General features: G+C 63.7%; 13 protein-coding genes and 1 pseudogene. 5 read left to right on the top strand and 9 right to left on the bottom strand.

What is annotated here, in order from left to right; all coding sequences use genetic code 11:
- Positions 1–5: 5 nt before the first annotated feature.
- From F759_RS0122915 to ftrA, 4 genes and pseudogenes are all read right to left on the bottom strand, one after another.
- A complete protein-coding gene (locus tag F759_RS0122915) occupies positions 6–1,244 on the bottom strand; it encodes an ABC transporter substrate-binding protein (protein ID WP_027801925.1) in 1,239 nt (412 codons plus the stop codon).
- Positions 1,245–1,331: 87 nt separating this feature from the next.
- Positions 1,332–2,726, bottom strand: coding sequence for a GH1 family beta-glucosidase (locus F759_RS0122910; RefSeq protein ID WP_027801924.1), 1,395 nt, complete (start codon positions 2,724–2,726; stop codon positions 1,332–1,334).
- Positions 2,727–2,976: 250 nt separating this feature from the next.
- Positions 2,977–3,193, bottom strand: a pseudogene (locus F759_RS44250) (DUF2252 domain-containing protein); the annotation flags it as partial.
- Between the two features lie 13 nt (positions 3,194–3,206).
- Complete coding sequence (gene ftrA, locus F759_RS0122905) at positions 3,207–4,169, bottom strand: transcriptional regulator FtrA (protein ID WP_027801923.1); 963 nt, start codon at positions 4,167–4,169, stop codon at positions 3,207–3,209.
- Between the two features lie 143 nt (positions 4,170–4,312).
- On the opposite strand from ftrA, the gene F759_RS38305 reads away from it, so the two are divergent.
- On the top strand, positions 4,313–4,792 hold the full coding sequence (locus F759_RS38305; RefSeq protein ID WP_051377413.1) for a rhodanese-like domain-containing protein: 480 nt from the start codon (positions 4,313–4,315) through the stop codon (positions 4,790–4,792).
- Between the two features lie 64 nt (positions 4,793–4,856).
- On the opposite strand, the gene F759_RS38300 is transcribed toward F759_RS38305, so the two are convergent.
- The 4 genes from F759_RS38300 to F759_RS0122880 form a co-directional block, all read right to left on the bottom strand.
- Positions 4,857–5,693 carry a DeoR/GlpR family DNA-binding transcription regulator gene (locus F759_RS38300; RefSeq protein WP_036025015.1) on the bottom strand — a complete coding sequence of 279 codons (837 nt, stop codon included), beginning with the start codon at positions 5,691–5,693 and terminating at the stop codon, positions 4,857–4,859.
- 87 nt (positions 5,694–5,780) lie between these two features.
- Positions 5,781–6,782, bottom strand: a complete 1,002-nt coding sequence (gene pdxA, locus F759_RS0122890) for a 4-hydroxythreonine-4-phosphate dehydrogenase PdxA (protein WP_027801922.1) — start codon at positions 6,780–6,782, stop codon at positions 5,781–5,783.
- Between the two features lie 62 nt (positions 6,783–6,844).
- Entirely contained in the window at positions 6,845–8,146 is a 1,302-nt protein-coding gene (locus tag F759_RS0122885) for a four-carbon acid sugar kinase family protein (RefSeq protein ID WP_027801921.1), read from the bottom strand.
- Entirely contained in the window at positions 8,143–9,123 is a 981-nt protein-coding gene (locus F759_RS0122880) for a 2-keto-3-deoxygluconate permease (protein ID WP_027801920.1), read from the bottom strand. The genes F759_RS0122885 and F759_RS0122880 overlap by 4 nt, the downstream gene beginning before the upstream one ends.
- Before the next feature lie 24 nt (positions 9,124–9,147).
- Between F759_RS0122880 and F759_RS43395 the strand changes: the two genes are divergently transcribed.
- The 3 genes from F759_RS43395 (at position 9,148) to F759_RS0122870 (ending at position 10,740) form a co-directional block, all read left to right on the top strand.
- A complete protein-coding gene (locus tag F759_RS43395; protein WP_152530690.1) occupies positions 9,148–9,333 on the top strand; it encodes a hypothetical protein in 186 nt (61 codons plus the stop codon).
- 97 nt (positions 9,334–9,430) lie between these two features.
- Positions 9,431–10,288 (top strand): AraC family transcriptional regulator, encoded by an 858-nt coding sequence (locus tag F759_RS0122875; protein ID WP_027801919.1) that lies wholly within the window; start codon positions 9,431–9,433, stop codon positions 10,286–10,288.
- A gap of 44 nt (positions 10,289–10,332) precedes the next feature.
- Positions 10,333–10,740, top strand: coding sequence for a DUF2000 domain-containing protein (locus tag F759_RS0122870; protein ID WP_027801918.1), 408 nt, complete (start codon positions 10,333–10,335; stop codon positions 10,738–10,740).
- Between the two features lie 94 nt (positions 10,741–10,834).
- Here F759_RS0122870 and F759_RS0122865 read toward each other — a convergent pair whose 3' ends face one another.
- Positions 10,835–11,779: an AraC family transcriptional regulator gene (locus F759_RS0122865; protein ID WP_027801917.1), complete on the bottom strand. Its 945-nt coding sequence runs from the start codon at positions 11,777–11,779 to the stop codon at positions 10,835–10,837.
- Positions 11,780–11,964: 185 nt separating this feature from the next.
- Here F759_RS0122865 and F759_RS0122860 point away from each other — a divergent pair, with 185 nt between their 5' ends.
- Positions 11,965–12,426 carry a (2Fe-2S)-binding protein gene (locus tag F759_RS0122860; protein WP_027801916.1) on the top strand — a complete coding sequence of 154 codons (462 nt, stop codon included), beginning with the start codon at positions 11,965–11,967 and terminating at the stop codon, positions 12,424–12,426.
- Position 12,427 lies beyond the last annotated feature (1 nt).

Below are 12,427 nucleotides of genomic sequence, written 5' to 3'. Positions count from 1 at the left end.
TACGTCTAGCCCTTTAATGCGCTGGCGAACGCCTTTTGCGCGTCGTCGACCGACTGGTTCTTGTTCCAAAAGTTAGTGACGACGTCGATCAGCGCGCCTTGCATATCGGGCGAAAGCAGCATTTCCGGATTCGGCAACTGACGCGACTTGTCCTTCATGATTGCAATACCCTCCTTCGCGCAGATGTCGAGGCTGCCCGCATCCACATCGGGACGAATCGGAATAGAACCTTTCTTTGCGCTGAATGCGACTTGCGCGGGCGGCGAGGTCATCACCGTTGCAAGAAGATTTTGTGCTTTCACCGTGGTGGGGTTATCGCTTTTCGGAAATACGAATACATCGCCGGCGACGAGGTACGGCGAATGCGGACCGAAGCCTGGGAAGCAGCCAAACTCCTTGCCCGCGCTCTGCTTCGCCGCCGAGAATTCGCCCTTGGCCCAGTCGCCCATGATCTGCACACCGGCCTTGCCGGAAATGACCAGCGCCGTCGCATCGTTCCAGTTGCGGCCGGGCGAGCCGGCATCGACGAAATCGTGCAAGCGCTTGAATGCGACCAGCACCTTCTTGAACGCGTCGGATTTCACCGCATTGGGGTCGTGGTCGCGATACACCTTGAGATAAAGATCGGGACCGCCTACGTCTGCGAGCACCGCATCGAAAGTGATCTTTTCCTGCCACGGCTGGCCGCCGAATGCGAGAGGAATGAGGCCCGCGGCTTTCAGCTTGCCGAGATCAGCGATGAACTCGTCGTAGCTCTTCGGCTCGGCCGTAATGCCGGCTTTCCCGAAAGCGGGCTTCGAGTAAAAGAACCAGGCCGGCATATGAATGTCGACCGGCGCTGCATAGTAATGTCCTTTTACCTTGATGCTGTCGAGTATCGACTGCGGGAATACGCCGCTCCAGTTCTCTTTCGCGGCGACGTCGTCGACATTGTTGAGCAGGCCCTGATCGATCAGATCATGAAACTGCTTGGACGTATTGAACTGCGCGGCCGTTGGCGGATCGCCGCCGACGATGCGGTTGATCGCCGTGGAGCGCGCCTGATCCGCGCCTGCAACCGCGTTATCGACCCACTGACCGCCGGCCTTGTTATAGGCATCGGCAAACTGGCGGATCGCGGCGGATTCGCCGCCCGAGGTCCACCAGTGAATAACGTTGGCCTTCAAAGGCTCGGCATGCGCGAGCACGCCATACATCGCCAGTGCTGCAACCACGCCTCGCAAGACCGCTTTTCTGCTGTTCATTCCGTCTCCTCCGAAGGCTCGCGCCCGTGTTTCAAGTCGACATGCAAACCAGCTTTCGTTGCTTCTTCGCTGCTTTTTCGTTGCCTGTTATGCGGGTTCGCTTCGCTCTTTCCGCTCCTTCAGGAATTGCGACACCAGTTCGGCGCTGCGCTTTATTGTGCGTTTCTGCGTGTCGTAATCGACATGCACGATACCGAAACGGCGCTCGTAGCCGAATGCCCACTCGAAGTTGTCCATCAGCGACCACAGGAAATAGCCGCGTATATCGACGCCGGCCTTGATCGCCTCGTCCACAGCCGCAAGATGGCGCTTCAAAAACGAAATGCGTTGCGTGTCGTTCACGCGGCCGTCGATCACCTTGTCGTCGGAGGCCATGCCGTTCTCTGTGATGTACACCGGCGGCAAATTCGCATACTCGCGGCTGAAGCCGATCAGCAGATCACGCAAACCGTCCGGATACACTTCCCATCCCATCTGCGTGCGCTCCACACCTTCGAGCGGCACGTCCCTGAAACCATGCGCGCCGTCACTCGCGACATTCGTGCGGAAGTAATAGTTGATGCCGAGAAAATCGAGCGGCGCGGAAATAGTCTGCATGTCGCCGTCGAGTATCAGCGGCTCGGTGCCCGGCCACAGTTCGAAGAGCGCCTGCGGATAGGTGCCCTTGAGCAACGGGTCGAGAATCCACGCATTGTGCTGAACCTCGAACAGTTGCGCGGCGCGCCGGTCCTGGGCACTGTCGCTGTCGGGCGTGCCGCGCCCGATGTTCGCGACGATGCCCTTTTGCGAGGCCGGATCGTTCGCGCGCAACACCGGTAGCGCGAGGCCGTGTGCGAGCAGCAGGTGATGCATCGCCTGGGTGGCGAAGCGCGCGTCGGCAAGACCCGGCGCATGATGACCGTTGCCATAGCCGAGATACGCGGAGCACCAGGGCTCGTTGAGCGTCGCCCATGCATCGACGGTGCCGGTCAGTTCGCGGCTCATCAAATCCGCGTAATCGGCGAAACGGTATGCGGTTTGGCGATTCAGCCAGCCGCCGCGATCTTCCAGATGCTGCGGCAAATCCCAGTGATAAAGCGTCACGAAGGTGGTGATGCCCTTCTCTTTCAGACGCGTCAAGAGGCGCTTGTAGAAGTCGAGTCCCTTGCGATTAGGCGCACCGTTGGCGTCCATCACGCGTGGCCACGCAATTGACAACCGGTAGCCTTCGAGCCCTAGGCCCGAGAGCATCTCAACGTCGGCTTCCCAACGATGATAGTGATCGCACGCCACTGCGCCGCTGTCGCCGGCGAGCACTTTGCCGGGCGTCGCGCAGAAGGTGTCCCAGATCGATGGCAGGCGGCCGTCTTCGTTGACAGCGCCCTCGATCTGATACGAGGCGGTGGCTGCGCCCAATAGAAAGTTCTTGCGCCACAGCGCCGAGTCGACGGGCGGCGTGAACGGATCGGCGGACGAATGAGAGGAAAGTGCGTCGTATGCCACGGGTTCTCCATGCAGGCAGTTGTGCTGAACTGAGCGGATCTGAGTGGACCGGGTACGGCGAAATACGAAAGAGCAACTGCGTTGTAAGGTCCGCGAGAGCGAAGTGGAAGCGCTTCCACTCGACGCTCGCGAACAATATCAGTGGCCTCTTCGACGCAGCAATCAGGGTTTGTCTGGAGCGCGGCTGGCACGCGGTTTCGACGCATGCGCGATGCATTGGGGCGCGCCGCGCTGCACGGCTAATGCGCCGCTAATGCGCCGCTAATGCGCCGTGATCGTAAGCGTCGCAGTAAGCTCTCCGATCCGCCGCAAGCTGCCCTTCGCATTGCGTCGTGAATTCGATCAACGGCACTTGCCAGTCGCGGCGATTTGCCGAACGCGATCAGTTCATCCGCAATTAACGACTTCTGCCTGCCGCCGTTGCGCAAGTGCGCCGACGCGTTGAATTCGGCCATGCTGTTGATGAGCCAACGCGCACCGCTACGCCACCTGTGCGCCGAACTTCTTGCGATACGCACCTGGGCTCGTCAGGGCGATACGCCTGAAGTGCCGCCGCAGCGACTCTTCGGAGCCGAAGCCGGCGAGTTCCGCGACGCGCGCCATCGGCAGCGGTCTCGGCGCTTCCAGCAACTCACGTGCGATGGCGACACGCTCGCGCACGAGCCATTCGTAAGGCGCCATACCGGTTGCATCATGAAACTGCCGTTGCAACGTGCGTGGACTCATCGCTGCGCGTTCGGCAAGCGAGCGCAACGTGTGCGGCCGCGCGGGGTGACTGCGCACCCAATCCATCAAGCGCGCGAGACGTCCGCTTTCGTCGTGCGGCACGGGGCGCGGCACGAATTGCGCCTGGCCGCCCTCGCGATGCGGCGGCACCACGAGCCGTTGCGCGACCCGGTTTGCGATAGCGCTGCCATGATCGCGCCGCACGAGATGCAGCAGCATGTCCAGCCCAGCCGCCGATCCGGCCGACGTAATGATCTGCTTCTCATCGACGTAAAGCGCGTCGGGCTGTACTCGCAGATGCGGATAGCGCTCCCGCAACTTCGCGGCGTAACGCCAGTGCGTGGTGACGGTTTTACCGTCGAGTACGCCCGCCGCAGCGAGCACGAACACGCCGGAACAGATCGAGCAGAGGCGCGCGCCGCGCCGGTACGCGGCGCGAATCTTTTTCAGCAACGGCTCGGGTGGCACTTCATCAGCATCGCGCCAACCGGGTATCACGATGGTGTCGGCGCGATCCAGCAGCTTGAGCGTGTACGGTGCCGCGAGCGTGATGCCGCCCGCCGCGCGAATCGGGCCGGCCTCGGCCGCGCACACGGCGAAGCGGTACCACTGCACGCCGAGCTCCGGACGTTCGAGCGCGAACAGTTCGGTCACGCAGCCGAATTCGAAAGTACAAAGCCGGTCATAAGCCAGCGCGACGACGAGATGATTATGCATGGCGCGATGTTACCGGAGATTGACGATTACGCCACTTATCCAATGCATGCGCCGGCCTGACAATCGACCTGCACGAATCGCACGACGGGCAACCAGATATAACCAGCCGAACCACTCACACGCTTTTTTGCCGAGGGATCACCATGTCCGAACTGAACAGCATCAGCGCCGTCAACACCATCAACGCGGTGACTGCCGTGCCTGCCGCGCCAAGCGCCGCGGCAATCGCGCATTTCCAGACATCGTTTGAATTCGAAACGGATTGCGCCGATGTATTCGCCGCGCTTCAAAGCGGCACGCCGGGCTTCGTGCTGCTCGACGTGCGCAGCCCGGCGTTGTTCGCGGCGGGCCACGTGCCCGGCGCGATAGGCCTGCCGCACGGCAAGATCGTCGCGTCCAGGCTTGCCGTCTTTCCCGACAACACGTTGTTCGTCACTTATTGCGCCGGTCCGCATTGCAACGGCGCGGCACGCGGCGCGCTGCGGCTCGCGCAACTCGGACGCCCCGTGAAGCTGATGGCAGGCGGCGTCACTGGCTGGATCGACGAAGGCTACACGCTGACGCCATCTGCCGGCGTCGCCAAAGCGGGCGCGAGCGAGGTGGAAGACGGGCCACACCGGTAGGCGTTCAGAGATTTGCGATGCGTCCAGCAACGGCCGCGCAACAGGCGAGGATTGCGGCCCGACTTCAGCCGGACGGCGCAACGGTGCGTCGACGCACAGCTTCGAGAGGCGGCGAGGCCAGCGGCGCGCATTCGAGATCCGCGGTCTCGACGATCACGCGTTCCAGTGCTCGAAACGGCGCAAGACGCGCGTCGTCGGCGACGCTCGACGTGATGAGCCGCCAGTCGCGTTCCAACGGAGTCCAGTGTTGCTGCCGCGAGCGGCCAAGCTTGTCGGCGTCGGCGAGCACGATGACCTGCGCGGCGCGCCGGATGATGCAGTCTTTCAGATACGCCTGCTGCGCGCTGGCTTCGCACAGGCCGAATTCGGCGACCACGCCGTCGGCGCCGAGAAACGCCTTGTCGACACTCAGACGGCTTAGCGAAAGTTCGGCGAGTGGCCCGAGCGTGCTCATGCTCGAGTTGCGCAGATCGCCGCCGATCAACGTCAGATGCACGCCCGGTGCATTCGCGAGCGTCATCACGGCAAGCAGGTTGTTGGTGACTACATGAAGATCGACTCGCGAGCCGAGATGCCGCGCGAGCGCGGCGCAGGTCGTGCCGCCGTCGAGCAGCACCGTATCGCCGTCGTGCACATGAGCGGCAGCCGCGCGAGCAATGGCTTCTTTCTGTTCGCGCTGCGTCGCCTTGCGTTCCTCGAGCGACGCCTCCGGCTCATGGGAGCCGATCAGCGCGGTGGCGCCGCCATAGGTGCGTACGAGACGACGCTGGTTGGCAAGCGTTGTGAGATCGCGCCGGACCGTTGCCTCGGACACGCCGAGCGCGGCACTGAGTTGTTCGACGTTGGCGTCGCCGGTCAGAACCAGATCGAGAATCGCGCGATGGCGCTCGGACGCTTTCATGGCTGTCATCTGCAGTAAGGAGGCTGCCGATCTTACACCACGGTGCGCGCCACTTTCCGCGTGCAGTCGCGCGTTGGCCTGCCGGGTTCAGCCGCGCCGCGTGGCGAGTTCGGCGCCCTGGCGCAATGCTTCGAGCAAGCTGCGTTCATCGGCGATGCCCTTGCCCGCAATGTCGAATGCGGTGCCATGATCGACCGACGTGCGGATCACCTCGAGGCCCACCGTCACATTCACGCCGGCTTCGAGACCGAGCACTTTCACAGGACCGTGGCCCTGATCGTGATACATCGCGACCACCAGATCGAAATCGCCGCGGCCCGCGCGGAAAAACAGCGTGTCGGCGGGCAGCGGACCGGTCACGTCGAGGCCGCGTTCCTGCAACACCTTCACGGCCGGCACGATCTTCTCTTCTTCCTCGCCGTAACCGAACAGGCCGTTTTCGCCGGCGTGCGGATTGATGCCGCACACGCCAATGCGCGGCTTTGCAATGCCGGCCTTCACCAGCGTCGCGTTGCCCCGCTCGATCGTACGTTGCACGAGACCCGGCTCGATCTTGCGGATCGCGTCGATGATGCCGATATGCGTGGTCACGTGAATCACGCGCAATTGCGGCGCAACCAGCATCATCGAGACCTCGTCGACGCCCGTCAGGTAAGCGAGCATTTCCGTGTGGCCTGGAAACTTGTGGCCGCCCGCGTGCAGCGCTTCCTTGTTCAGCGGCGCCGTGCAGATCGCGTCGATCTGCTTCGCCTCGGCGAGTTGGACTGCGCGCGCGATGAACTGATACGCGGCATCGCCCGCGACTGCCGACAACTGGCCGAACGGCATGTCGGCAGGAATCAGATCGAGGTCGATGCAGTCGATGGTGCCCGGCTCATAGCGTGCTTCGGCCGCTTCCTTGATGCGGCGGATTTTCGCCGTGCCGCCGACGATCTCGTTCGCGCGTTCGAGCCGGCGCGCATCGCCGATCACGAGCGGACGGCACTGCTTGTACACGATGTCGTGCTCAAGGCTCTTGACGACGATCTCGGGGCCGACGCCCGCTGCGTCGCCCATCGTCATACCGATTACGGGGAGGTAGTTGCTCATGATGTTTTGCCTGGTCCTTGATTTCTGCCTGTCCTGCATGCCTGATTGCGCCAACGCGGCGCTCAGGCCGAATCGTGTGAGCCGGTTCCCGCGGCCGCCGCCGCTGCCGGCGCTTCGTGCAGATAGCGCCATGCGGCGAACAGCGCCTGATCGGTGCCGAAGGCGCCCGCCTTGGTGACGATACGCAAATGCGGTTGCCCAACGCGCACTTCCAAAGGCTTGCCGATGGCTACGCCCGGCTCGATCTCCTCGATCAGTTCGACACCGCCGATGCCGACGGCGCTCAGCATCGCACGCGCGGTTTCGCCGCCCGTCGCGATCAATCCGCCGAGCGCACCGAAGTGCGGCTTGACGAGCGCCGCGAGTGCCGTCGACAGCAGCGCGCCCTCGGCGGGATCAAATGCGTCGTCGCGGCCGATGCGCAGCAGCAGATCGGCACGCGTAGCAAGCACCTCGCCGATTCGCGCCCGCCATGCGGACCAGCCCGCGTGACGCTCGCCCTCACGCAGCATCGCGGGCGGTACGGTCAGTTCCGCCATGCCGGCGCGTTCGCGCAGCATCGCGCACTGCCGCTCGGACACGGCCGACAGACTGCCCACCAGAACCAGCACCGGCGCGTTTTCATCGCGCGGTTGGGACGCGCGTTGGGTTTGTGCCGCCGCCCGGACCTCGAACAGGTCTTCAAGACCTGCGATCTCGCGTGCGAGGCCGCCCGAGCCGACCCAGAACAGCGCATCGTTCATCTGCGTCGTGACCTGGGCGAGCATCAATAAATCTTGCCTCGTCTCGGCGTCGACCACCAGCGCCTGCGCGCCGCTCGCTGCCACGGCCGCGATTCGCGCGGCGAGCGTGTCAGCGCCTTCGCGCAACGCGTCGACCTCGAGTTGCGCCGTCGAGAGGCCGGCTTCGGCGAGCATCGTGTGCAGATCGGCGGCGCGGTCGGGATTGTCGAGCTTCCAGGTATCGGTAGCTTCGAGCGGTTCGCCGTGCACGAACACACGGCCGCCGCGCAAAGTGCGGCCGGTCGCCGGGAATGCCGGCGCGACGATCGCGAGCCCAGCTAGCGGCTGCAACGCGGCGACCTCGGCGGCCCAATTGCCGCGCAATGTCGAGTCGATTTTCTTGTACAGACGCCGCCCCGGCTCACGCAACGTCTGCCAGGCCGCCGCGCTGCGCTGCGCAGCCTCGGAGGGCGTGAGACGGCGGGTGTCGGTATCGGCGGCGATCACGTCGGCCGCGCGTGCGTCGAGCCCATGCGCCGGTACATCCAGCGTGACGACCGTCCGGTGCCCCGCGCTCGCGAAACCGATCGCGCAATCGGCGGCGCCGGACAGATCGTCGGCGATGATCAGTATGCTGCTCATCGCGCCAGTTCCCGTGCTTCGCGACGGACCTGCACCCGTTTTGCGACGGAGGCCGTCAGGAGCGGCGAAAGAATCGCGGTCACCACCACGCATGCAGCCACCAGCAGTGTCGCGCTTTTCGCTGCCTCCGCGTAGACCGGGTTCGCCGCGGCGATCAATGCCGGCACCGCGGCCGCGTTGCCCGCCGTATTGGCTGCGGCCGTGCCCGCGACCCCGGTTCCGCCCGTCAGACGGTCGGCGAGATAAAGCGGAATGCCCGTAACGATCACGACCGCGATACCAAGCCCGATGCCGAGCACACCCGCCTGCCACACCTTGTGCAGATCGAGACTGGCGCCGAGCGCCAGCGCGAAGAACGGAATCATTACCGGTACGGCTTTGCCGAGAAACGCCCGCATTTCGCGGTCCAGGTTGCCGAGCAGCATGCCGAAAACCAGCGGCAGGATGCTGCCGACCAGCGTCGGCCACGGAAACGCGGACAGGCCGGCGACGCCCAGCGTGACCATCGTCAGGAAGGGGCCCGATTCGAGCGACATGATGGTGTAGGCGCCCACGTCTTCCGAGCGGCCGTACTGGCCCATCAACGCCATGTAGAGCCCGCCGTTGGTGTCGTTCATCGCCGCGACGACGGCCAGCGTCGACAGCCCGGCAAAGAGCCCCGACGAGATCGGCTGTTCGCCGAGGAAATGCCCCATTATCACGCCTACTACGATTGCGGCGCCCACCTTGGTGGCGAACAACGCGCCGCCCTTTTTCAGTAGATAAGGCGTGGCCTTCACGTCGATGCTCGCGCCCATGCAAACGTAGAACACCGCGAGAATCGGCAGCGCGCCGGTAAACAGCGCATTCGTGAAGGAGCCGAAGAACTTCGGCATGTTCGGCAGAAAGGTCGCGACGAGCGCGCCTAGCAGCAACGGGACAATCATCATGCCGCCGGGCACGCGTTCAATGCCGCGCTTTATGTTTATTTGGGCCATGCCAGTCTCCTGTCTGATCGGACCATGATTGAATTGGTCACTGATTTGATTGAAACGATCAGTTTGAAGTGTACTTTGTCCGCGCAAGTTGCGCAAATCGATCATTTCGGTGCTCGATCCACGCACCCGGCGAGCGGGACGGTGCGCCAGCATGCAGCGCATTCGAACGCCCCGCGCGGCGCAGCGCCGCTGTTCGCCTCCGTTCGATGAACCGCCTGCGGTCAACCGGCCCCTCCCTGCGATCCGCGTATTGCTGACGTACACTGCGGCCAGTAACTTCGAGCAACTACGAGGAGCAAGCCAGGCAATGACGAGCGCGGCCGTGTCCCCTTCCTGTCCTGACAACTGGCTCGTCGCGCGGCGCGATCTGGAGACCGGTATCGAGAGCCTGCGGGCGCACTTCAGCGGTCACGCGTACGATCCGCACGATCACGACGACATGCTGACCGGCTACACGGAACAGGGCGTGCAGCGCTTCCGATGCCGCCAGTCGCTGCATACGAGCGTGCCTGGCCGTGCGATCCTGATCGAGCCGGGCGCGTTGCACGACGGCCATGCGCCGGAGGCCAGCGGCTTCACTTATGCGATGTTGTATCTGCCGCAAGCCTGGGTCGAGCGCGCGACGCGCCGCCTGAACCTTCCCGGTCTGCAACGCGTCGACGCCGCTTTTGCCCATACGCTCGTCGACGACAGCGAACTTGTCGGCACGATTCAGCAGGCCTTCCTCGCGATCCACGGCAACGAGGGCAGGCTAGCGCGTGACCAGACGCTAGATCGCCTTCTGACGCGGCTCGGCGGCCAGTTGTGCGAGATGCCGATGACGGGCGGCGCGACCATCTCGACCATGATCGCCCGTGTCCGCGATTTTTTGCACGACCACATGGACGGCAACGTCGGGCTCGATGAATTGGCTACTATTGCCGGGATCGACCGGTTCCGGTTGACACGCCTGTTCCAGCGCGCGTTCGGTACGTCGCCGCATGCGTATCTTGTCCGCTTGCGCCTGCGCGCCGCGCGCAGACTGCTGGCGAACGGCCGCACGCCCGCGGAAGCTGCCGCCGAAGTCGGATTCGCCGATCAGAGCCATCTCGGCCGCTGGTTTCGCCGGGCCTACCGGATGACCCCAGCGGCTTACCGGCGCATGTGCACGAACGTTCCAGACTGATTGCGACGGGTCGCCGATCATGAGCGCCTCACCGAGGAGCAATCATGTTCGATACGAAGGTAGCCCTGATCGTGCGCGACGATCTGGCAGTCTGGCAAAAACTCAATGTCGCCGCGTTTCTTGCAACCGGTGTCGCCGCCGCGATACCTGAAGCGTTGGGCGAGCCCTACGAGGATGCCGCAGGGCGTCGATACGGCCGCATGCTAGGCCAACCGATGCTGGTGTTTGCCGCTGATCTTTGCGGCCTGCAAACGGCGCATCGGCAAGCGCTCACACGCGAACTCACGATCGTGCCCTACGTGCACGCGATGTTTTCGACGGGCCACGACGCCGCGAATCGCGAGGCCTTTCGCGCGCAGGAGCTAGCGAACCTCGACCTCGTGGGTCTCGCTCTGCACGGGCCGAAAAAGGCCATCGATAAAACCGTGAAGGGTTTGAAGTTGCACTCGTGAGCCAGGTCGAGCAAGGCGATCGCGATGCGGCATTCGGCATCCATCTTGTGCAACCCTGGTATCGACCGCGAGCACATTTTCCCGGCGCAGCGACCTACTCTCCATATCCGATCCCGTTGCGGCGTCTTAACTGCACCACATCGCGAAGCGGAGGCGCCCCGAAGAGCCGGCTATATTCGCGGCTGAACTGCGAAGGACTGTCATACCCAACCCGGATCGCCACCGACCCCACATCGCCCTTCTGTCCAAGCAGCAGTTTTCGGGCTTCGTGAAGCCGCAACTGCTTCTGATATTGCAGCGGACTGAGCGTCGTGACGTTCTTGAAGTGATGATGGAACGACGACACGCTCATGTTCACCTCCTGCGCCAGCATCTCCACCCGCAAAAGCTCGGAGTAGTGATTCTGGATCCACTCGATAGCTCGCGCGATCCGGTAGGTCTGGCTCCCATTCACGGCGATGTGCCGCAACCGCTTACCCTGCTCGCTGGTCATCAGCCGGTAGAGCAATTCCCTTTCGATGAGCGGCGCGAGAACAGGAATGTCAGCCGGAGTATCGAGCAATCGCACGAGCCGCAGCGCTGCGTCGAAAACCGGCGTCGACAGCGAGCCGACGGCGATGCCCTCGCCCGCCGACACGGCGCCGGGTTCGGGCAGACGCAGTTGCGTCGCGAGTTCGGCGATGCACTGCGGATCGAGCGTGAGCTTCACGCATAGATAAGGCGCGTCGGACGACGCTCGCGTAACCTGCGAGGTCATCGGCAGATCGACGGACGTCACGAGGCAATGCAGATGATCGTAGTCGTAAGCCTGCCCCGCGACCACGACCCGCTTGGCGCCCTGCGCCGCGAACACGAACGCGGAGTTCGTCACGCCGCAGCCAAGATCGGCCGGCGCCGAGTATCGGTAGAAGGCCAGCGAGGGAATTGCCGTCTGATGCGCGCCGTCTATCGGCGCGAAGCGGCTGACAAGCGCAGCCAGTTCGCGGCGCGCCGCTTCGCGCGACGCCGAGGGATCCATTCCGGAAGGACTCAGATTCATGTGCAGTGAACTCCGTTGACGGAAGCGAGCATACCCAGGCGCTGCCGCACCGCCACGGCCGGCCCGCTCGATTTGCAGCATTGTTCAATATTTTTGCAGGATTGTGTAAGCACGGCGGCAAGCGGTCGGTCACACTGCCGCGTACACCCGGCGCCAAGTTCGGGCTTTCCCCACGGAGAGGTTCCATGTCCACATCGTTTGTCCTGAACGGCAAGAACGTCACGCTCGACGCCGATCCCACTACACCGCTCCTCTGGGCGATTCGCGAGAACGCGGGTCTGCACGGCACGAAGTTCGGCTGCGGCATGGCGCAATGCGGCGCCTGCACGGTTCATCTGGAAGGCGAGGCCACGCGTTCGTGCGTGCTGCCGCTCGCCGCTGTCGCGGGCAAACGCATCACGACTATCGAAGGTATTGAAAGCCGGCCCGCGAAAGCCGTTCAGGCCGCATGGGTCAAGCTGCAAGTGCCGCAGTGCGGATACTGTCAGTCTGGACAGATCATGTCCGCGACAGCCTTGCTCGAACACAATGCCGCGCCGACCGACGCCGATATCGACGCCGCGATGAACGGCAATCTGTGCCGCTGCGCAACCTACACCCGCATACGCGCGGCCATCCATGAAGCCGCTGCCACTTTGAAGGCCTGAC

Source organism: Paraburkholderia dilworthii (assembly GCF_000472525.1).
GTDB lineage: Bacteria > Pseudomonadota > Gammaproteobacteria > Burkholderiales > Burkholderiaceae > Paraburkholderia > Paraburkholderia dilworthii.
Note: the sequence above shows the minus strand (reverse complement) of the source record. Positions and strands in the feature narration are given on the sequence as shown.